Genomic DNA, 22,291 nt, shown 5'->3' with positions numbered 1-22,291 from the left:
GGCTTTGGAGCCTGTCTTTTTCTATGTACTTTTACAGGCTATATTTATTGTAGCATTATATACCTGTAATTCAGTCTGCTATTTTTTATTTGCATAATATTAATTTATTACATTACTTTGCAGGGTTCTTATACAAATTGATTTGTTATCACGAAAGGCAGAGGGAATAGACCCGATGAAGCCTTAGCAACCCTTTAATCTTTTAAAGAAGGTGCTAAATTCTACCGCAAGCGCGGATAGATAACACAAGGAAAATACTCCCGTATTTTCTCTCTCCACTTTTTTGATGACATATTGATATTATAACGGAACATTAATCCGAATATAAACTATTATGTCAAAAATACATCAGGCTCTTAACGAAAGGATACTTATACTTGATGGTGCTATGGGTACCATGCTTCAGCGGTATAATTTTACGGAAGAAGATTTTAGGAGCGAACGATTTGCAGATTTTCCGCATCCGTTAAAAGGGAATAACGACCTTTTATCACTAACCCAGCCACAGGCTATAAGGGATATTCATGCCTTATACTTTGAAGCAGGGGCTGATATTGTGGAAACCAATACCTTCTCAGGTACTACCATAGGTATGGCCGATTACCACATGGAACATTTGGTATATGAGCTTAACTATGAGTCAGCTAAAATTGCCCGTGAGGTCGCTGATGAATACACTGCCAAAAATCCTGATAAACCCCGTTTTGTGGCAGGCTCTATAGGTCCTACAAACCGTACAGCAAGCATGTCGCCCGATGTGAACGATCCCGGATACAGGGCTATTACTTTCGATCAACTTCTAATCGCTTATAAAGAACAGGTACGTGCCCTTATTGACGGGGGGAGTGACTTGCTTTTGGTGGAAACCATTTTTGATACCCTTAATGCTAAAGCAGCACTTTTTGCTATAGAGGAAGTAAAAGAGGAACTGGGGCTGGATATACCTGTAATGGTGAGCGGTACAATTACCGATGCTTCGGGCAGAACGCTATCAGGACAAACGGTTGAGGCCTTTTTAATATCAATTTCACATATACCGCTGCTGAGTGTTGGTTTCAATTGTGCATTGGGTGCCGATCAGTTAAAACCATACCTGAAAAGACTGGCTCACAATACATCGTTCAATGTATCGGCACACCCTAATGCGGGACTACCAAATGCATTTGGGCAGTATGACCAGACAGCAGAGGAAATGCAGGTACTTATTAAAGAGTATCTAGATGATAACCTGATTAATATTATAGGAGGATGCTGTGGTACAACACCAGAGCATATTAAATTAATTGCAGAGGTAGCGGCAAACTATGAGCCAAGGCAGTTGCCGGTTATTAGTTAATAGGAGATATGAAGGAGAATATTCAAAGATATTTAAAGCTGTCGGGGCTGGAGCCGTTAATCGTTACACCCGAGAGTAATTTTATAAATGTAGGGGAACGTACTAATGTTACGGGATCCCGAAAATTCCTGCGTCTTATAAAGGATGAAAAATATGAAGAGGCGTTAGATATTGCCCGTGCCCAGGTTGAGGGTGGTGCCCAGATTATAGATATTAATATGGACGAAGGAATGTTGGACGGCGTTAGTGCCATGACAACTTTTCTTAACCTTATAGCATCTGAACCTGATATTGCCCGTGTGCCTATTATGATAGACAGCTCCAAATGGGAGATTATAGAGGCAGGGCTTAAGGTGGTGCAGGGTAAAAGCGTGGTAAATTCCATCAGCCTTAAAGAGGGTGAGGAACTGTTTATTGAACATGCTAAAAAAGTAAAACGCTATGGTGCTGCTGTAATTGTAATGGCATTTGATGAGGTAGGTCAGGCAGATAACTACCAAAGGCGTATTGATATTTGTAAACGATCGTACGATATACTGGTTGATAAGGTAAATTTCCCTCCGGAAGACATCATTTTTGACCCGAACATTTTCCCTGTGGCTACCGGTATGGAAGAGCACCGCAAAAATGCGATTGACTTTTTCCGGGCAGCGCAGTGGATAAGGCAAAACCTGCCTTATGCCCATGTAAGTGGAGGGGTAAGTAATGTATCCTTTTCCTTTAGGGGTAACGATAAGGTAAGAGAGGCAATGCACTCGGCGTTTTTATACCATGCTATTAAGCACGGTATGGATATGGGGATTGTAAATCCGGAAATGCTGGAGGTGTATGATGAGATTGATGCGGCCCTTTTAGAACATGTGGAAGATGTACTGCTTGACCGCAGGGATGATGCCACCGAGCGTCTTTTGGCTTTTGCCGAAAATGTAAAAGGTGATGCCAGGTCGGGGGAAAAACAGGTGCAGGAATGGCGCTCGCTTCCGTTGCAGGAAAGGATTACCCATGCTCTTGTTAAAGGAATAGATGAATTTATAGAAGCCGATGTGGAAGAAGCACGTCTTTCGGCCTCAAAACCTATTGAGGTTATTGAGATAAACCTAATGGCAGGTATGAATGTGGTGGGCGACCTGTTTGGTAGTGGTAAAATGTTCCTGCCACAGGTGGTTAAGTCGGCACGTGTAATGAAAAAAGCAGTGGCATACCTACTGCCTTTTATCGAAGAAGGTAAAGGTAAAGGAACATCGGCCGGTAAGGTTTTGATGGCAACCGTAAAAGGAGATGTGCACGACATTGGTAAAAATATCGTGTCGGTAGTATTGGGCTGTAATAATTTTGAGATTATAGACCTTGGGGTAATGGTGCCGCCGGAAAGGATTATTGAAACCGCTATTAAGGAAGAGGTGGATATTATAGGTTTGAGCGGACTGATAACTCCGTCACTTGATGAAATGGTGTATCTGGCAAAAGAACTCGATAAACTGAATATAAGTATTCCTATCATGATAGGCGGAGCCACAACATCAAGGGCGCATACAGCAGTAAAGATAGCGCCTGAATACAGGGAAACAGTAGTACATGTTAACGATGCTTCGAGGGCTGTAACCGTAGCCGGAAACCTTATTAATACAGGTACAAAAACCGAATATTCCAAAACTATAAGGGAAGAGTACGATAAGCTTAGGGAAGGTTACTTAAACCGTTCGCGCGATAAGGATTTTCTGTCTATAACCGATGCAAGAGCTAACAAGTTTCAGTTGGACTGGGAGAACTACACTGCCTATAAACCTAAGAAAATGGGTATATATACCATCTCACCTTCGTTAAAGGAGTTGGTGCCCTATATTGACTGGACACCTTTTTTCCGTACATGGGACCTGCATGGTAAGTACCCCGATATACTTACAGATGAGGTAGTAGGGGAACAGGCAGTAGTCCTGTTTGATGATGCTAAAAAAATGCTGGCCTCTATTATTAATGAAAACTGGATGGAAGCAAAAGGGGTATACGGAATATTTCCGGCAAATCAGGTGAATGACGATGATGTCGCCGTGTATGACGAAAACGGAAACGAACTGGTTACGTTCCTTACGCTAAGGCAGCAGTCACAAAAAACCAAAGGAGCACCAAACATTGCCCTGTCTGATTTTGTTTGCCCTAAAGAAACAGGTAAAACAGATTATATGGGTGCGTTTTGTGTAACTACCGGTTTTGGTGTGGATGAAAAAGCTACCGAATTTGAAAAGAATCATGACGATTATAATTCCATAATGGTTAAGGCACTGGGCGACCGTTTTGCAGAGGCCTTTGCCGAGTACCTGCATGAAAAGGTTAGGAAGGAATTTTGGGGATATGCCTCTAATGAAGATCTGAGTAATGAGGCACTTATAAAAGAAGAATATAAAGGTATACGCCCGGCGCCGGGATATCCTGCCTGCCCGGATCACTTAGAGAAAACAACCATCTGGGAATTGCTGGATGTAGAGAAAAATACGGGTGTAACACTAACTGAAAGTCTTGCTATGTGGCCTGCCTCATCGGTATCGGGGTATTATTTCGGGAATTCTGAAAGTAAGTACTTCGGACTTGGGAAAATTAAACAGGACCAGGTGGAGGATTATGCCAAAAGAAGAAATATAACTATTGATGAAGCTATAAAATGGCTTAACCCAAATATTGCAGATTAAATGAAAGTTACTGAACATATAGAAAATGCAAACGGCAAAACATTGTTCTCTTTCGAGATACTACCTCCGTTAAAGGGACAAAACATACAGTCTATTTTTGATAGCATCGATCCGTTAATGGAATTCAATCCACCTTTTATAGATGTGACCTACCACAGGGAAGAGTATACCTATAAAGAGTTGGCAAACGGACTTTTGGAAAAAAAGGTAGTTAAAAAGCGTCCGGGTACGGTAGGGATATGTTCGGCCATACAAAATAAGTATGGGGTAGATGCTATTCCGCACATCCTTTGTGGTGGATTTACCAAAGAGGATACCGAGAACTTTTTAATTGACCTTGACTTTTTAGGGATAGACAATGTAGTAGCCCTAAGGGGAGATGCAGTAAAAAGCGAAATTTATTTTAAGCCGGAAAAAGAGGGTAATCAGTATGCCAGTGAACTGGTATCACAAATTGTGAATCTTAATAAAGGTATTTACCTGGATGACGATTTGCAAAACACATCGGCAACAGATTTTTGTATCGGAGTGGCAGGATATCCTGAAAAACACATGGAGGCACCTAGCCTTGACAGTGATATTTATTTCCTTAAGCAAAAAATAAAAAATGGGGCATCATACATAGTAACCCAGATGTTTTTTGATAATAAGAAGTTTTTTGATTTTGTAGACAAATGCAGGAAAGAGGGTATTACCGTGCCTATTATACCGGGGTTAAAGCCGCTATCTACTAAAAAACAGCTAAATCAGGTGCCACACCGCTTTAAGGTAGATCTTCCGGATGAACTTATTATGGAAATAGTAAAGGCAAAAGATAACGATGCCGTTAGGCAAATAGGTATAGAGTGGTGTATTGCCCAGAGTAAGGAGCTGGTAAAAGCAGGTATACCTGTGTTACATTACTATTCTATGGGCAAGTCAGATAATATTAAGGCTATTGGTAAGGAAGTTTTTTAAACTTACTTCTTGGTCATTTCCCTGAAAACAGACTCCAGGTTTCTGTTTTTCAAATTAAGTTGTAACGTCTTGATGCCGTTATTTTGTGCAAAGTCAAAAATTACAGGGCGCATGTCTTTATCCGTACTGAACGTAAGTTCCCATATGTGTCCCTGTACGTTTTTGGCGATTGTAAGGTTGTCAAGTGTTTTTAGTTTTGCTTCTTCTACGGCAGTATCAAATTCCACTTCGATTATTTGCTGAGAATCCTGTACAAGGTTGTTCAGTTTTTTGTCGGTTACAATTTCTCCTTTATTAATAATAATAACGCGGTCGCAAATGGCTTCCACTTCCTGCATAATATGAGTAGAGAGGAAAACGGTTTTATCTTTACCTATATTCTTTATAAGATCACGTATCTCTACGAGTTGGTTTGGGTCAAGCCCGGTTGTAGGTTCATCCAGTATAAGTACCTCAGGGTCGTGAAGTAATGCTGTAGCCAGTCCTACACGCTGACGGTACCCCTTGGAAAGTGAACCTATTTTTTTGTGTGCTTCAGGTGTAAGCCCGGTAAGTTGTATTACTTCTTCAATACGGGATTTAGCGACTTTATAAACATCGGTATTAAAAGCCAGGTATTCCCTAACATACAGGTCAAGGTAAAGCGGGTTGTGTTCCGGTAAATAACCAACCGATTTTTGTACGGCTTTCTCCTCGGTAGTAACATCATGCCCGTTTACACTTGCCGTACCTTCATCGGCAATAAGATAAGTGGTAAGGATTTTCATTAATGTAGATTTTCCGGCACCGTTAGGACCTAAGAAACCAACAATCTCTCCTTTTTTTACTGAAAATGAAACAGCATTAAGCGCTTTTTGTTCGCCGTAGCTTTTAGAAATACCCTTAACCTCGATTGACATATGTTGTGATTTTGAACAAAAGTACTAAGAAAAATAAATGTTGGGTATATAAGCTGTTAATTTTATGAAATTGTGTCATGCACTTGTTTAACCCTTATATACTTAGTATTTATAACGGGTAAATGCATTAAATTTGTATCCGGATGCAAAAAATGGAAAATAATATTGAAGTTAGAAGGTGGCTGGAAGATTTTAATCTTTCGCACCCGTTAGTTATAGCAGGCCCCTGCAGTGCAGAAACAGAGGAGCAGGTACTGGATATTGCAAAGCAGTTAAAACAATCGGACGTTACAATATACCGTGCCGGGATATGGAAACCACGTACCAGGCCGGGAGGTTTTGAAGGTGTAGGTGCCATAGGACTTAAGTGGCTGCAAAAGGCTAAGGAAGAAACCGGACTGCTGATGGCTGTTGAGGTGGCAAATGCCCACCATGTACAACTGGCACTGGAACATGATATAGATGTACTTTGGATAGGTGCCCGTACTACAGTTAACCCTTTTGCAGTTCAGGAAATTGCCGATGCACTTGCAGGTACCAATAAGATTGTTTTGGTGAAAAACCCTGTGAATCCTGATTTAGCCCTTTGGATTGGCGGCATTGAAAGATTGTACAATGCCGGTATTGAAAAACTGGGGGTAATACATAGAGGATTCTCTACTTATGAGAAAACGAAATACAGGAACATACCGGAATGGCAGCTTGCGATAGAGCTTCATGAAAGATTTCCTAACCTGCCTATTATCTGCGACCCTTCACATATAACGGGTAAGCGGGATATGATTCAGCAGGTGTCACAACAAGCGCTTGATCTTAATTATGACGGATTGATGATTGAAACCCATAATAATCCGGATAATGCCTGGAGCGATGCAGCGCAGCAGGTAACACCTGATGCGCTTAAACAGATATTGAAAAATCTTGTGGTGCGCCATAAATCGGTAGAAGGGGATGCCTTTAATGATAAACTTGAGAAATTAAGGCTTCGCATTGATGAGTATGATACAAAACTGATAGAAATATTAGGTAACCGTATGCGTATTGCTGATGAAATAGGTGTTATTAAAAAAGAAAATAATGTAGCCATACTTCAAAACCGCCGTTGGAAAGCCATATTGGAAAAGATGAAAGCGGGCGGTAAGGAAGAAAGCCTCAGTGAAGAATTTATTCTTCAGCTTTTCAGGGCAATTCATCAGGAAAGCATCAATCATCAGCAAAACATTATTAATAAGGAAGAATAGCAAAACTCATGGGTTTAAAATAATTATCTTTGCCGAATGACAGGACTTGTTTATAAATCTACCGGAAGCTGGTATACCGTTAAAACGGAAGCAGGCGACTTTTATGAATGCCGTATTAAGGGTAAATTCCGTATTAAGGGAATTAAGAGTACTAACCCTGTAGCGGTAGGTGATGTGGTGGATTTTGAGCTTGACGAGACTTCAGACGATACTACAGGTACCATTAATAACATCCACGAACGTAAGAATTATATCATTCGTAAATCGGTAAACCTTTCAAAGCAGGTACACATTATAGCTTCTAATATTGATAAACTTTTTCTGCTTGTAACTATAAATAACCCTGTTACTACTACCAGCTTTATAGACCGCTTTTTAGTAACGGCAGAGGCTTATGGTATTGAAGCGGTAATTGTTTTTAATAAGATAGATACTTTTACCGAAGAGATGCTGGACGAACAGCTTTACCTGCAATATATATACAGTACTATAGGCTATAAATGTTTAAGAGTTTCGGCTACCGAAAATAAAGGCATTGATGAACTTAAAGAACTTATGAAAGGTAATGTAAACATGTTTTCCGGTCATTCGGGAGTTGGGAAATCAACACTTATCAATAAGCTACAGCCTTCTCTAAACCTTAAAACCAAAGAAATATCTGAACAACACAGCCAGGGGCAGCATACCACTACCTTTGCCGAAATGTTTGAGCTTGATTTTGATGCCAAAATAATAGATACTCCGGGTATAAGGGGCTTTGGTGTTGTAGATATGGAGAAGGATGAACTGGGAGATTATTTTCCGGAGTTTTTTGCACTTAAGGATCAGTGTAAGTTTAACAACTGCCTGCATAAGGATGAACCTTATTGTGCCGTTAAAGATGCTCTGGAAAATGATGAGATATCCTGGTCACGTTATAAGAGTTATCTGCAAATGCTGGATGGAGAAGACGAGAATTACCGAACCGATATTTATGGCGATGGTCGTGCCAGTGATAACCAGGAATAATGAGAGTAGTAATACAAAGAGTAAGCGAAGCATCTGTAACCATAGAGGGCAGGAAACCTGCCGATATTCAAAAAGGACTTTTAATACTTGTAGGTATTGAGGATGCAGATACTAACGAAGATATAAACTGGTTGTGCGCTAAAATAGCAAAGCTCAGGATTTTTGGAGATGATAACGGAGTAATGAACCTAAGTGTTACCGAAGCTGATGGGGATATTATAGTTGTAAGTCAGTTTACGTTACATGCTGCAACAAAAAAAGGAAATCGTCCGTCGTATATAAAAGCAGCTAAGCCAGATGTGGCAATTCCGCTTTACGAAACTTTTGTTAAAACATTACAGCAGGAAACAGGAAAGGTTATTCAAACAGGTGAATTTGGAGCCGATATGAAAGTTGCTCTTGTAAATGATGGTCCCGTAACTATTTTGATTGATTCAAAAAACAAAGAATAATTTTCTGTTTTGTTAAAAACGGTTATTTTTGGACAAAAGTTTTAACAAAATGTTTTTAAGAATTTACACACCTTTACTACTACTGTTCTTTTGTTATAATATTAAAGCTCAGGAAAATCTATCTGCATTTTCTATTCCTGCTGAGTTAAAAGAACATGCAAACGCCGTTGTGCGTTTAAATACTACAAATGTTGAAATCTCCTCACGTAAGTCAATGAAAGTTAGTGAGAAAAAAGTGATTACTTTTTTAAACGAAACAGGGTTTGAAAGTGCTGGTTTCTATGAATATTTTTCCGATTCTGAAAAAGTTAAATCCTTACAGGCTGTAATATATAATGCGGCGGGGAGCGAGATAAAGAAAATTAAGAAAAAAGATTTTAAAATGGCTTCGGTATCCCAAGGTGTAGGGATTACAGATAATAAAGTGCTGTATCTTAATTATACACCGGTGCAATATCCTTTTACTGTAGTTTATGAAAGTGAATTAGAAACCATAAATACAGCTTTTATCTCTCCATGGGCTCCTGTTGAGGGGCTTTTTACTTCGGTAGAGAAGTCAGAATATAGCATTACTTATGATCCCGGTCTTGGATTTAGATATAAGGAATATAATACCAATGATATTACAATAACTAAAGAGGAGCAGGAAGGTTTGCTTAAATTAACATGTGAAAATGTTTCTGCAATCAAATCGGAAGCCTATACTCCATATGCTTCTGTTATGCCAAAAGTAATGTTTTCATTAACCAGTATACACCTTGAAGGAGTAGATGGTGAGTTTTCAGACTGGGCTTCTTTTGGATCATGGTATTATAATAATTTGCTTGTAGGGACTGATGAACTTCCTGATGAGACTAAAGTAAAAATAAAAGAATTAGTTGGTACAGAAACCGACAGGTTAAAAAAGGCAAGAATAGTATATAAGTACGTTCAGGATAAAACCCGTTATGTTAGTATTCAGCTTGGTATTGGCGGGTGGAGACCTATGCTTGCTAAAGATGTAGACAGATTAGGGTATGGTGATTGTAAAGCGCTTTCAAATTATACCAGAGCTTTATTAAAAGAAGTTGGAGTTGAGTCTTACTGTACAGTTATTTATGGTGACCCGGGTAAAAAAGATATAACAGATGATTTTGTTTCTATGCAGGGTAATCATATGATACTTGCAATCCCAAACAATGACGAAATGATATGGCTGGAATGTACCAGTCAGGTTGTTCCGTTTGCATTTCAGGGTAATTTTACCGATGACAGAATGGCTTTGGTTATCAGGCCGGAAAAGGGTGAGTTAATACGTACCCATGTTTATGAAAAGGAAGAAAATACTCAGTTTTTAAAAGGGGATTATACCCTTTCCGCTGACGGGAAAATAACAGGTGGGCTTACTGTAGTATCAAAAGGGATACAGTATAATAATAAGTATCAACTTGAGGGAAGTTCACAGGATGACTTGGATAAAGTTTACAAGTCCAGTTATTTTAGTAATATCAATAATCTTAAACTCAATAAAATTCAGCTTTCCAATAATCGTAAGGACGCTGAGTTTACAGAAGTTTTGGAGCTTGAGGCAAACAGCTACGCAAGCCTAAGCGGGCAAAGGTTAATATTTGCTGTTAATGCTTTTAATCAAAATGATAATGTACCGCAACGCTACCGTAAGAGATATAATCCTTTTGAAATTTTGCGTGGTTATTGTGATAATGATGAGGTTGTTATAACCCTGCCTGAAGGGTATACTATAGAGGCTATGCCTAATGCTGTGGATATTAAAGAGAAATTTGGAGAGTACAAGGCAGAGTGTAATCTTGTTGAGGGGAATAAACTTGTATATAAGAGGACCCTTGTAATTAATAAAGGTATGTATGAAAAATCAGATTACGACCTGTACAGGCAGTTTAGGGAAAAAATAAGCCGTAATGATAATGCAAAAGTAGTACTACTAAAACAATAAAAACACAAACCGAACCAAATCAAAACCAAACCTTACAACTATGAAGATTTTCAAATTTTTTATGTTCCTGCTTTTAGCGGGTCATACTACCTATGCTCAAAAATATGAGCTTGGAAAAGTAACTAAAGAAGAGCTGGCTCAAAAAAGACATCCGTCAGACTCTACAGCGCCGGCAGCAATATTATTTTCAATAGGGGATACCTATATGGAGCTTTCAGAAAATGAAGGTTTTACTTTAGTTACCGAAGTTGATATGAAAATAAAGATTTATACCAAAGATGGCTATGATTGGGCAAATAAAGTTGTAAGTTATTATCACTCTGATAACGGAGATGAGTCGGTTGACTTTAATAAAGCGGCAACTTATAACCTGATAGACGGTAAAGTTGAAAAAACGAAGTTAAAAAGAGAAGGAGAGTTTGATGAAGAGTTAAGCAAATTTTACAGGCAGAAAAAAATAATGATGCCCGATGTAAAAGAGGGTAGTATTGTAGAATACCATTATGAAATAAGATCTCCTTTTACCAGTGTTTTTCCTGAGTGGAGATTTCAGGAATCTATACCGGTAAACTATTCTGAATATACGACCAGGATACCGGAATATTATACTTTTAATCCTGTGTTCAGGGGGTACCTTGTACCTAAGGTTAATAGGACAAAGAATAATAAAAAGTTTACTTACACATCAAAAAACAGAAGTGGAGGGCAGGGTTTTAATGCTAGTAAAACCGGTTTTTCTAACAATGAAATTAACTATTTTGAAAATGTTGTAACCTATATTATAGAGAATGCTCCAATGTTAAAAGGAGAGCGTTTTGTTAATAATATAGATAATTATACCAGTAGTATTGAGCATGAGCTTACCATGGCACAATACCCTAATGAGACTGTAAAATCATACTCTCATACATGGGAAGACCTGGCTAAAACTATTTATAAGAATGATAATTTTGGAGGGGAGCTTAAAAAAACAAATTATTTTGAAGATGATGTTGATGCTCTTATAGCAGGTGTTACTTCGCCTGAAGAAAAATTAGCTATTATATTTACTTATGTAAGAGACAGAATGAACTGGAACGATTATTACGGATATAGTTGTCATGATGGGGTTAAACAGGCTTATAAAAGTAAAACCGGTAACATTGCTGAAATTAATTTAATGCTTACAGCAATGCTAAATTATGCCGGTTTAGAGGCTAATCCGGTATTGGTAACTACTAGGTCAAGTAAAATAGCACTATTCCCTAACAGATCTGCTTTTAATTATGTAATTGCATCTGTTGAGCTACAGGGAGGCTTTGTGCTTCTGGATGCAAGTTCAAAAGCTGCACTGCCTAATATAAGGCCTATAAGGTCGCTTAACTGGGAGGGAAGACTTATAAAGAAAGACGGAACTTCGGTTGCGATAAATATGCTGCCTCAGTTTAACTCCAAAGAGAATATTACTATAATGGGAGAAATAGGAGAAGACGGAGTCATATCGGGTAAAGCAAGAGATCAATATTATGATTATCATGCCTACTTGTTTAGGGAAGCCTATAGTGGTACAAATGAAGACAGCTATCTTGAAAAACTTGAAGAAAGATATAACGGTATTGAGATTAATGACTACACTGTGGTTCATGATGAATTTAGTAAGCCGGTAACAGAAGAATTTAATTTTACCCATAATAACGTTACAGATGTAATAGGGGATAAAATTTATATTAATCCGTTATTGTTTTTTACTAGAGAAGAGAATCCTTTTAAACAGGAAAAAAGGGAATATCCTATAGATTTTGTTTTTCCTTCGGAATACAGGTATATGATTAATTTAAAAATTCCTGATGGTTATATGGTAGAGTCGTTGCCGGAATCTATTGCTTTGGCTATGGAAGAAAATATAGGGTCGTTTAAATTTACCATCCAGTCACAAAACAATCAAATACAGCTTATGGCTATTTCAGATATAAATTATGCTAATGTCTCACCAATGTATTATACTGTGATTAAAGATTTTTATCAGAAAATGATAGAAAAGCAAACAGAAAAAATTGTACTTACAAAAAAGATTTAAATGAAAACAGGAAAACAAATTAGTGTTTTATTATTGTTGTTAACTTCAACTACTTTGTTTGCTCAAAACTACAAGCCGGGTAAGGTATCTGAAAAAGAACTGGAAGAAAAAGCATGCCCTTATGATATAGATGCTACTGCAGCTGTACTTTATGAAAAAGGGGAAATTTCTTTTGATTTTAACAGCCAGGGAAAATGGATTATAGTGACCGATGTTTTTGTAAGACTTAAAGTGTATAGTAAAGACGGTTATGGTTATGCTAATGAAGGCGTGAGTTATTATGTTGATGGGGTAAATAGTGAAAGCGTTGATTTTTCAGATCTTGTTGTTTATAATTTGTTAGACGGAAAGGTTGATAAGACTAAAATTAAGGATGATGATGTTTTTGATGAAGAGATAAATAAAAAATGGAGGGTTAAAAAAGTAGCATTTCCTAATGTGAAAGAAGGTAGTGTTATTGAGTTCCGTTATGTGAAAAAAACGCCTTATATAGCGAGCCTGCCAGACTGGTATTTTCAAAGAGATATTCCGGTTAAAAAGTCAGAGGTTGAATTTGGAGTGCCACAATGTTTTGTTTACAGCAGGATATTGAGTCCTTACTTTCCTTTAGAACAGGATAAAAAAACAAGAAATGCCTACAGGGAATACAGTACATCAGTAGGGAAAGGGGTTTATGGTACATCAAGTGGGTCTAACAAGTCAGAAAAGGCGTCGTTAACATTTACCGAAAATGTATATATCTATAAAGCCGAAAATGTACCTGCTTTAAAGAATGAGGTATTTGTAGATAATATTAATAACTACAGATCTTTTGTAAAACATCAGTTATCCAGCTCACAAATGCCGGGAGAAGCTGAAAAGAAATATGCTTCAGACTGGGATACTGTAGCGTCCAAAATATACGAAGATGAAGATTTTGGGAAACAAATTGAAAATCAGTCTTACTACAGGGAGGATGTTGATGCTCTATTACAAGGAGTAACTAACGATGAGAAAAAAATAGAGATTATTTTTGATTATGTAAAAAATAAAATGGCATGGAACGGAGATAAATCGTATTTGTGTACAGGTAATTTAAAAAGAGCATATGATAACAGAACAGGTAATTCTGCCGATATAAACCTTATGCTGGTTTCCATGCTTAAGTATGCACGTGTAAATGCTAATCCAATACTCTTGAGCACAAGGGATAACGGACACGTGGCTTTTGTAAACAGGAGTGAGTTTAACTATGTTATTGCAGGGGCTCAACTACCCGGTAAAGTAGTACTTCTGGATGCTACAAGTAAAAATGCCGGTATTGATGTGGTTCCGGTAAGAACCCTTAATGTTTTTGGTAGGATGATTACCGATGATTTGAAGGCAAAGGAAATTAGTTTGATGCCCGAAAAGAAGTCCAGAACAAATGTTATGCTGATAGCTTCCCTCGATGCCGAAGGTCAAATAGATGGCGACATGAAAAAGCAGTATTTTGACTATGAAGCTTTACTTTACAGAGAGGAAAAAGGAAATAGCTCAGAGGATGATAAAATCAGAGGACTTGAAAACAGATACGGTATCAGGGTTGAAGAATATAAAGCATTAAATGTTAATGAGGTTAGTAAGGCAGTAGTAGAAGAGGTGTCATTTACAAGTGACGTAGATGTTGCAGGTGATAAAATGTATTTTTCTCCTATGCTTATGCTGGGGATGACCCAAAACCCTTTTAAGCAGGAAGAGAGGGTTTATCCTATTGATGTTTTATATCCGCGTCAGGAAAGATATGCTATAACCATAAATATTCCTGATGGTTATAAAGTAGAGTCGTTGCCCGAATCAATAGCGTTAGGCACACAAGATGATTTTGTTTCATATAAGTTTGTAGTGGCTGTAAATCAAAACAATCAAATACAAATTATAGCTCAGGAAGATGTTAAATACGCCAGGATTAATCCTGAATACTATAGGGACTTTAAAGCATTTTACGGAGATCTGGTTAAAAAGCAAACAGAGAAAATAGTATTGGTAAAAGAATAGTTATGAAAAAAATTACAGTTTTCTTTTTTCTTTTGATATCATTTGCTGTGACGGCAAAGGATTATGGATTAGAGGAGGTGTCTAAAGAAGAGCTAATGGAGAAAGAGCATCCTCTAGACCCTTCGGCAGACGCAGCAGTATTATATAAGAAGGGGAATACTTACTTTAAAATAGATAATGATAGATGGGTTATTATTACAGAAGTTGAGGTAAGGCTTAAGGTGTATACTAAAAAAGGTTATAAATACGCGAATGTTAATGTTCCCTATTATTACAAAAGAATAAACGGCGAGTCGGTTACTTTTGAAGAAGCCTCTACTTATAATCTTGTCAATGGGGAGATAGAGAAAACATCTCTTAAAAAGGGAGATGATCACACAGATGAAATAAGTTCTACCAGAAGATTAAAAAAAATAATCCTTCAGGATGTAAAAGAAGGATCGGTTATAGAATATAAGTATGTAGTTAAATCGCCTTATATACACAGTTTTCCTGATTGGTACTTTCAGGAAAAAATACCTGTAAATTATATAGAATACACTGTGAATATTCCTCAGCTTTTTACCTATAACAGAATTTTGAATTCTTATTATGAGTTAAAAGAAGACACAGAGGTTAATAGAAAGTCATTGTATGTTAGGAGTGCAAAAATCACCTTTCAGGAAATAAAACAAACCTATTCTATAGAAAATCTTCCGGCATTTAAAACAGAAAGCTATATAGATAACCCAGATAATTACAGGTTGTATGTAAAGCATGAGTTGGCATCGGCCAGAGATTTGGATGAAAAAGAAACAAAATATACCAGTAATTGGGAGTCGGTAGCAAAAACTTTGTATGATGACGATGACTTTGGCAGAGAAATTAAAAAAACATCTTATTTTAAAGATGATATTGATGCTTTAATTAAGAATGTTAATGGTGATGATGAAAAGCTTATTGTTATTTTTAACTATGTTAAAAACAGGATGGCATGGAATGAAAAACGTGGTCTTTACTGTCATGACGGAGTCAAAAAAGCATATGATGAGAGGTCAGGAAGCGGTGCTGAAATAAACCTTATGCTTACAGCCATGCTAAGGCATGCAGGGCTTAATGCAAATCCTGTTGTGTTGAGCACAAAAGATAATGGATTTGCTACCTATACAAGTATCAATTCTTATGATTTTGTCATATGTGCAGTTGAGGTAAACGATAAGCAAATTCTGCTGGATGCGACCGAACCTTTTTCAAGTCCGGATATTCTTCCTGTAAGAGATTTAAATGGTTCAGGATGGTTGCTAAGAGAAAATAATACTTGGAAGGAGATTCATCTTAATCCTGTAAAGCTGTCAAAAGAAATGGTGTTTATAAATGCTAAACTTAGTGCAAACGGTGCTGTTGCGGGTAAACTAAACTGTAAATATTCAGATTATGACGCTATGACGTATAAAACGTATTTTGACAATATTTCTGATGATAAGCATATGGATAAGCTGGAAAACGCTATGGGGAATATTGAAATAAGTAATTTGGAGTATAAGCCCGATGAGGGAAGTATTGTTCAGGTAAGTTATGATTTTAACTCTGTAGGACATGCAGAAATAGTTGGTGATATGATTTATTTATCTCCGCTACTATTTTATACAGAGACTGAAAACAGTTTTAATGAGGAAAAGCGATTATATTCATTGGATTTTGTGTATCCTTCGCAGGTAAGGTATAGCTTTGTGTTTACCATTCCCGAAGGTTATGCTGTTGAGTCAATGCCGGAGGCAACTCGCCTTTCAAGTGTAGATGGTATAATTGATTTTACTTTCAGGTTAAGCAGTTCCGGTAACCAGATACAGGTACTGTGCATAAGTGCACAAAATTATTCAACAGTTGGACCTGAATATTATGACAGTCTTAAGGAAATGGAAGGACTTACTTTAAAAAAGCAGGCAGAAAAAATAGTACTTAAAAAAATATAAAATGGATATTAAAAACGCACAGCAGGAAGTTGATAATTGGATAAAAGAACATGGTGTTCGTTATTTTAATGAGTTAACCAATATGGCTCAGCTTACCGAAGAGGTGGGGGAGGTAGCAAGAATTATTGCCCGACGTTATGGTGAGCAAAGTGAAAAAGAGAGTGATAAAAATAAGGATTTAGGCGAAGAACTGGCCGATGTTGTTTTTGTAGTGCTGTGTCTTGCAAACCAAACAGGGGTAGACTTACAGACTGCTTTTGATAAAAAAATGGATATTAAAACCAAACGTGATCACGATCGTCATCACAATAATGAAAAACTAAAGTAAAATTTCTTATTTTTGAGTTGTTACAAGCCTAAATGATTATGAAAGAAAAAATAGCACATTTTATAGGGGGTATAGTTATCTTCTTTCCGCTTGCTGTCATTCTTGTCCTTATTGACGGGTGGAATGACTTTGAGAACAAATGGCGCTTTATGGCATCTTTTACTTTGTTTATGACATTGAGTGAAATGTTTATAATATCAAAGATTAGGGAAGGAAAGTGGTTTAGTAAGAAAAATAAAAATATTTAGATTAATGAATATTCTACTAAAAGCATCCTCCGGGATGCTTTCTTCGTCAATACAAATAACGGGAAGTAAATCAGAGTCTAACAGGCTTTTACTATTGCAGGCTTTGTATCCTCAAATTACTGTAGAAAATGTTTCCAATTCAGATGATTCATCTGTTATGACTAAAGCATTGAATAGTGATAAAAATGTGATAGATATTCATCATGCCGGTACTGCCATGCGTTTTCTTACGGCTTATTTTGCTGTGACTCCCGATAAGGAAGTAATACTTGCAGGTTCTGCCAGAATGAAGGAGCGTCCTATAGGTATACTTGTAGATGCTTTAAAGAGTTTAGGTGCTAAAATAGAATATGCGGAGAATGAAGGCTATCCGCCATTAAAGATTACAGGGACGGAGATAGTATCTGATAAGGTTACTTTAAAGGCAAACATAAGTAGTCAGTATATTACGGCTTTATTACTTGTTGCGGCTAAACTTAAAAACGGACTTGAAATTACGCTTGACGGAGAAATAACATCATTGCCTTACCTGCAAATGACACTTAATCTTTTAAATCAGGTTGGGATATCGGCAGTCTTAAAGAATAATGTAATTAGGGTTAAGCCTGTAGAGAAGGTTAATCCAGTCACGTTAACAGTAGAGAGTGACTGGAGTAGTGCCTCTTATTTTTATTCATTAGTAGCATTAGCTCAAAAGGGAACTGAAGTAAGTCTTTCTTCTTATGTGCAAAAAAGCCTTCAGGGCGACAGCGCGCTTTCAGAGATTTATAAAGAACTGGGTGTTGAAACAACTTTTAACGGAAACACAATCATACTAAAAAATACAGGTGAAGTACAAAAACAGCTTAATTTAAATTTGGTAAACACACCCGATATTGCCCAGACTATTGCTGTAACCTGTTTCGGTGTGGGAGTAGAGTGTCATTTAACCGGACTTCATACCCTTAAAATTAAGGAAACCGACAGGCTAGAGGCTCTCAAAACAGAACTTACCAAACTGGGAGCCATGGTTACTGTGACTAACGATTCTCTGATATTAGAACCATCAGGTCATATAAATAACGATGTGGCTATAGATACTTATAACGATCATCGTATGGCAATGGCATTTGCTCCGCTTGCATTAAAAACATCGGTTATAATAAATGATGCAGGTGTGGTTTCTAAATCATACCCGTCATTTTGGGACGATCTGAAGCAGATAGGCATAGCTGTAAAAACGCTTTAAATTAAAGGCTTTCATCAGTTAAAAAATAAATATATCCCAAAATACTTGACAACCCCTGTTTTGCGGTAGTATATTTGCACTCAATTAAAAATACAAAGATGAAATTATCAAACTTCAATTTCAATCTGCCAAAAGAATTGCTGGCTGAATTTCCTGCAGAAAACAGGGATGAATCCCGTTTAATGGTGGTTAACAGAAAAACAAATACTATTGAGCACAGGCTTTTTAAAGATATTCTTGAGTATTTTGACGAAGGAGATGTAATGGTGCTTAATAACACTAAAGTATTTCCTGCCCGTTTATATGGTAATAAAGAAAAAACGGGAGCAAGAATTGAGGTTTTCCTGTTACGTGAACTGAATTCAGAACAACGTCTTTGGGATGTGCTTGTAGATCCTGCAAGAAAAATCAGGATAGGTAATAAACTTTATTTCGGAGATGATGATTCTCTTGTAGCTGAGGTTATAGATAATACTACTTCAAGAGGAAGAACTTTACGATTTTTATACGACGGTTCATACGAAGAGTTCAGAGCTAAGCTTAACGAACTTGGAGAAACTCCAATACCTAAATACATAAACAGGGAAGTGGTTCCTGAAGATGCAGATCGTTACCAGACTATCTATGCTAAAGAAGAAGGAGCTGTTGCTGCGCCAACTGCCGGACTTCACTTCTCTAAGCACCTTTTAAAAAGGCTTGAGATAAAAGGTATTGACTTTGCAGAGGTTACACTTCACGTTGGTTTAGGAACTTTTAACCCGGTTGAGGTAGAAGATCTATCTAAACACAAAATGGATTCTGAAGAATTAATCATTACTCAGGAGGCCTGTGATATTGTAAATAAGGCTAAAACTGCTAAAAGTAAAGTATGTGCTGTAGGTACAACTACTATGAGGGCAATGGAAAGTTCGGTTTCTTCACAAAAAACATTAAACCCTTATGTAGGATGGACTAATAAGTTTATATTCCCTCCATATGATTTTAGTGTTGCCGATTGTATGATTACTAACTTTCATACACCAAAATCTACACTTCTTATGATGATTAGTGCTTTTATGGGGCACGATTTAATGAAGAAAGCGTATGAAGAGGCAGTGAAGGAAGGGTATAAATTCTACTCTTACGGAGATGCGATGCTTATTCTTTAATTAGAAAAATGATAAAAAATTAATCCTGCTTTTAACGGCAGGATTTTTTGTTTCCTGTTTTTTTATTAATTATGTAATTTTACGGCCCAACAAACAAATAACAATGGAATTTCAAAATACTAGAGAATTTGCAAGGCAGCTTGATGCCAACGATAAACTTGCCAAATACAGGGACGAATTTATTTTTCCTCACGTAAACGGTAAGCAGGTAATTTACTTTACGGGTAACTCGCTTGGGTTACAGCCAAAAAGAACTAAAGCCTATGTTGACGAAGTAATGGATGACTGGGGCAAACTGGCAGTAGAAGGTCACTTTTATGCCGATAAGCCTTGGTGGGATTATCATGAGCGTTTTGCAGCTCCGTTAAGTAAGGTAGTTGGTGCTTTGCCAAGTGAGGTAACGGTAATGAATACCTTAACGGTGAACCTACATCTTATGATGGTTACTTTTTATCAGCCTACTCAAAAAAGGTTTAAGATAATTTGTGAGGAAAAAGCATTTCCTAGCGATCAGTACATGATAAAAAGCCAGGTTAAATTCCACGGTTATGATCCCGAAGATGCAATTGTAGAGATCAAAAGAAGACCGGGAGAACATAATATAAGACATGAAGATGTTATTAATACTATTAATGAAGTAGGTGACGAGCTTGCTCTTGTTTTAATGGGTGGTGTAAACTACTATACAGGTCAGGTATTTGATATTAAGGCAATCACTAAAGCAGGTCAGGATGCAGGTGCTTATGTAGGATGGGATTTAGCTCACGGTGCAGGTAATATTCATTTAGAACTGCACGAGTGGGATGTTGACTTTGCTGCATGGTGTAGTTATAAATATATGAACTCTGGTCCGGGTAATGCATCGGGAGCATTTGTTCACGAAAGACATCATAACGATATGGATCTTCCTCGTTTTGCAGGATGGTGGGGTCATAACAAAGAAAGAAGATTCCTTATGGAACCGCAGTTTGATCCTATTCGCGGAGCAAACGGATGGCAGGTAAGTTGTTTACCTGTACTTTCTTTAGCACCATATTTAGCATCGGTAGAGATGTTTGATGAGGTAGGTATGCCAGCACTTATACAAAAACGTGATTTGATTACGTCATACCTGGAGTATGTACTTCATGAAATCGATAAGGAGGTAAACGGTAACTTTGAGGTTATTACCCCTTCTGAACCAAAGGAGAGAGCAAGCCAAATTTCGGTTTATCTTCATGGTGAAGGAAGGTCGTTATTTGACTACCTAATGGAGAACGGTGTTATTACCGACTGGAGGGAGCCTAACGTAATCAGGCTTGCACCGGTGCCATTGTACTGTTCGTTTGAAGATATGTATGAGTTTGGTCAGATTTTAAAGGCTGGTATACAGTCACACAAATAATAAAATGACAAAAGAGCAAAAAATAGCAACATTCGACCCAAGTCAGCCGGGGCTGGCAGACGCGAGTGTTTTCGGGCTTCCGTTTACGGCCGAAGAAAGTGAAATTATTATAGTTCCTGCCCCTTGGGAAGTAACTGTGAGTTATGGAGCGGGTGCATCTCAGGGACCCGAAGCTATTTTAGAGGCTTCGTTTCAGGTAGATTTGCTTCATCAGGAGTTTCCTGATTTATGGAAACTGGGTATGTTTCTTGACTTGAATGATAAGACCGAAGAATGGTCTGACAAAAGCAGGAAATATAAAAACCTGGCTCAACCTATTATTGAAACTCTGGAAAATGGAGAGAAAATAGAAGATAATCCAGAGCTTATAATCCACCTTAATGAGATAAACACTATTTGTGCTCAGTTTAAGGATGAGGTAAAGTCAAGGGTTAAGTACTGGTTAGAGCAGGGTAAAAAAGTAGTGCTTTTAGGAGGTGATCACAGTACACCACTGGGTTATTATGAAGCTTTGGCAGAAAAGCATAGTGATTTTGGTCTACTTCACCTAGATGCTCACATGGATTTACGTATCGCTTACGAAGGCTTTACCTACTCGCATGCATCTATCATGTATAATGCGCTTAAACTTCCGCAAATATCAAAAATAGTTCAGGTAGGTATTCGTGATTTCTGTAAAGAAGAAGTAGAGGTGGTACAGGCAGAAGCCGGACGCGTAAAGGTATTTACAGATCGTGACCTTAAAGCTGAAACTTTTGAAGGTGTGACGTGGAAACAGCAGTGCGAAACTATAATTGCACAATTACCTCAAAAAGTTTGTATCAGTTTTGATATAGATGGTATGTATCCGTGGTATTGTCCTAATACGGGTACTCCGGTACCGGGAGGTTTCTCCTTTGAGCAGGCAGCTTATCTGTTCAGTCTTCTTGCGAAAAGCGGAAAGGAAATCATTGGATTCGATCTTGTGGAGGTGGCTCCGGGAGAAGAAGGTGATGATTGGGATGGTAACGTGGGAGCAAGAATGCTTTTCCATATGTGTGGTGTTTTAGCAAAAAACAACAATATGGAAATAGGTAAAGAAGTTAAGTTTTAACTTATATATTGTGTTTACAAAATAAAAAGCCCTGCAATTGCAGGGCTTTTTATTTTAAGTAAAGCTGTTTACGGGCGTCGGCCTATAGCCAGTCTGTAAAGTATTCCTATAATTGCCAGTACAAGCAAAACGTGAATTAGGCTACCTACTGCTTCACCAAATCCAAAGAATCCTATTAACCAGCCTATAATAAGAATAACAATAATTAACCAGATTAAATCTCTCATAACAGTATTTTTTTATAGTTAGTGAAGTAAAATTACACATAGTGATTCGTATATGTTAATTAATTAAGAATCCTTTATGTGCA

General features: G+C 37.6%; 18 protein-coding genes and 1 riboswitch. Of the genes, 16 read left to right on the top strand and 2 right to left on the bottom strand.

From position 1 onward, the window contains the following. The first annotated feature begins 142 nt into the window (after positions 1 to 142). Positions 143 to 247: riboswitch (SAM riboswitch) on the top strand. Between the two features lie 87 nt (positions 248 to 334). From V3Z67_RS06425 to metF, 3 genes are read left to right on the top strand one after another with little or no spacing between them, the layout of a single operon-like run. Beyond that, entirely contained in the window at positions 335 to 1,336 is a 1,002-nt protein-coding gene (locus V3Z67_RS06425; protein ID WP_330442528.1) for a homocysteine S-methyltransferase family protein, read from the top strand. An 8-nt stretch (positions 1,337 to 1,344) separates the two neighbouring features. Beyond that, entirely contained in the window at positions 1,345 to 4,020 is a 2,676-nt protein-coding gene (metH, locus tag V3Z67_RS06420; RefSeq protein ID WP_330442527.1) for a methionine synthase, read from the top strand. Then, positions 4,021 to 4,977: a methylenetetrahydrofolate reductase [NAD(P)H] gene (metF, locus tag V3Z67_RS06415; RefSeq protein WP_330442526.1), complete on the top strand. Its 957-nt coding sequence runs from the start codon at positions 4,021 to 4,023 to the stop codon at positions 4,975 to 4,977. A gap of 2 nt (positions 4,978 to 4,979) precedes the next feature. On the opposite strand, the gene gldA is transcribed toward metF, so the two are convergent. Beyond that, the gene (gene gldA, locus V3Z67_RS06410) at positions 4,980 to 5,876 is read right to left on the bottom strand and encodes a gliding motility-associated ABC transporter ATP-binding subunit GldA (RefSeq protein WP_330442525.1); all 897 of its coding nucleotides are present in this window, start codon (positions 5,874 to 5,876) and stop codon (positions 4,980 to 4,982) included. A gap of 152 nt (positions 5,877 to 6,028) precedes the next feature. On the opposite strand from gldA, the gene V3Z67_RS06405 reads away from it, so the two are divergent. The 13 genes from V3Z67_RS06405 (at position 6,029) to V3Z67_RS06345 (ending at position 21,981) form a co-directional block, all read left to right on the top strand. Next, on the top strand, positions 6,029 to 7,117 hold the full coding sequence (locus V3Z67_RS06405; RefSeq protein ID WP_330442524.1) for a bifunctional 3-deoxy-7-phosphoheptulonate synthase/chorismate mutase type II: 1,089 nt from the start codon (positions 6,029 to 6,031) through the stop codon (positions 7,115 to 7,117). Positions 7,118 to 7,153: 36 nt separating this feature from the next. Continuing rightward, positions 7,154 to 8,125, top strand: coding sequence for a ribosome small subunit-dependent GTPase A (rsgA, locus tag V3Z67_RS06400; protein WP_330442523.1), 972 nt, complete (start codon positions 7,154 to 7,156; stop codon positions 8,123 to 8,125). Beyond that, positions 8,125 to 8,577 carry a D-aminoacyl-tRNA deacylase gene (gene dtd / locus V3Z67_RS06395; RefSeq protein WP_330442522.1) on the top strand — a complete coding sequence of 151 codons (453 nt, stop codon included), beginning with the start codon at positions 8,125 to 8,127 and terminating at the stop codon, positions 8,575 to 8,577. Before rsgA ends, dtd begins: the two co-directional genes overlap by 1 nt. A gap of 49 nt (positions 8,578 to 8,626) precedes the next feature. Next, positions 8,627 to 10,528 (top strand): DUF3857 domain-containing protein, encoded by a 1,902-nt coding sequence (locus V3Z67_RS06390; protein WP_330442521.1) that lies wholly within the window; start codon positions 8,627 to 8,629, stop codon positions 10,526 to 10,528. Between the two features lie 40 nt (positions 10,529 to 10,568). Then, entirely contained in the window at positions 10,569 to 12,584 is a 2,016-nt protein-coding gene (locus tag V3Z67_RS06385) for a DUF3857 and transglutaminase domain-containing protein (protein ID WP_330442520.1), read from the top strand. Next, positions 12,585 to 14,600 (top strand): DUF3857 domain-containing protein, encoded by a 2,016-nt coding sequence (locus V3Z67_RS06380; protein ID WP_330442519.1) that lies wholly within the window; start codon positions 12,585 to 12,587, stop codon positions 14,598 to 14,600. It abuts the gene before it with no gap. A gap of 2 nt (positions 14,601 to 14,602) precedes the next feature. Then, complete coding sequence (locus V3Z67_RS06375) at positions 14,603 to 16,552, top strand: DUF3857 domain-containing protein (RefSeq protein ID WP_330442518.1); 1,950 nt, start codon at positions 14,603 to 14,605, stop codon at positions 16,550 to 16,552. Between the two features lies 1 nt (position 16,553). After that, positions 16,554 to 16,880, top strand: coding sequence for a nucleotide pyrophosphohydrolase (locus V3Z67_RS06370; protein WP_330442517.1), 327 nt, complete (start codon positions 16,554 to 16,556; stop codon positions 16,878 to 16,880). A 38-nt stretch (positions 16,881 to 16,918) separates the two neighbouring features. Beyond that, positions 16,919 to 17,128, top strand: coding sequence for a hypothetical protein (locus V3Z67_RS06365; RefSeq protein ID WP_330442516.1), 210 nt, complete (start codon positions 16,919 to 16,921; stop codon positions 17,126 to 17,128). A 4-nt stretch (positions 17,129 to 17,132) separates the two neighbouring features. Then, the gene (gene aroA, locus V3Z67_RS06360) at positions 17,133 to 18,356 is read left to right on the top strand and encodes a 3-phosphoshikimate 1-carboxyvinyltransferase (protein WP_330442515.1); all 1,224 of its coding nucleotides are present in this window, start codon (positions 17,133 to 17,135) and stop codon (positions 18,354 to 18,356) included. Between the two features lie 98 nt (positions 18,357 to 18,454). Further along, positions 18,455 to 19,504, top strand: coding sequence for a tRNA preQ1(34) S-adenosylmethionine ribosyltransferase-isomerase QueA (gene queA, locus V3Z67_RS06355; RefSeq protein ID WP_330442514.1), 1,050 nt, complete (start codon positions 18,455 to 18,457; stop codon positions 19,502 to 19,504). A gap of 103 nt (positions 19,505 to 19,607) precedes the next feature. Then, on the top strand, positions 19,608 to 20,888 hold the full coding sequence (gene kynU / locus V3Z67_RS06350) for a kynureninase (RefSeq protein ID WP_157481590.1): 1,281 nt from the start codon (positions 19,608 to 19,610) through the stop codon (positions 20,886 to 20,888). A gap of 4 nt (positions 20,889 to 20,892) precedes the next feature. Continuing rightward, positions 20,893 to 21,981 carry an agmatinase family protein gene (locus V3Z67_RS06345; RefSeq protein WP_330442513.1) on the top strand — a complete coding sequence of 363 codons (1,089 nt, stop codon included), beginning with the start codon at positions 20,893 to 20,895 and terminating at the stop codon, positions 21,979 to 21,981. Positions 21,982 to 22,049: 68 nt separating this feature from the next. Here the strand turns inward: V3Z67_RS06345 and V3Z67_RS06340 are convergent, their stop codons facing one another. Then, a complete protein-coding gene (locus V3Z67_RS06340) occupies positions 22,050 to 22,208 on the bottom strand; it encodes a lmo0937 family membrane protein (protein WP_330442512.1) in 159 nt (52 codons plus the stop codon). Between the last annotated feature and the right edge of the window lie 83 nt (positions 22,209 to 22,291).

The sequence above is a fragment of the Flavobacterium sp. C4GT6 genome (genome assembly GCF_036347315.1).
In the GTDB taxonomy this organism is placed as follows: domain Bacteria; phylum Bacteroidota; class Bacteroidia; order Flavobacteriales; family Flavobacteriaceae; genus Flavobacterium.
The sequence above is the reverse complement of the archived record's forward strand: the minus strand, read 5'-3'. Positions and strand labels throughout refer to the sequence as shown.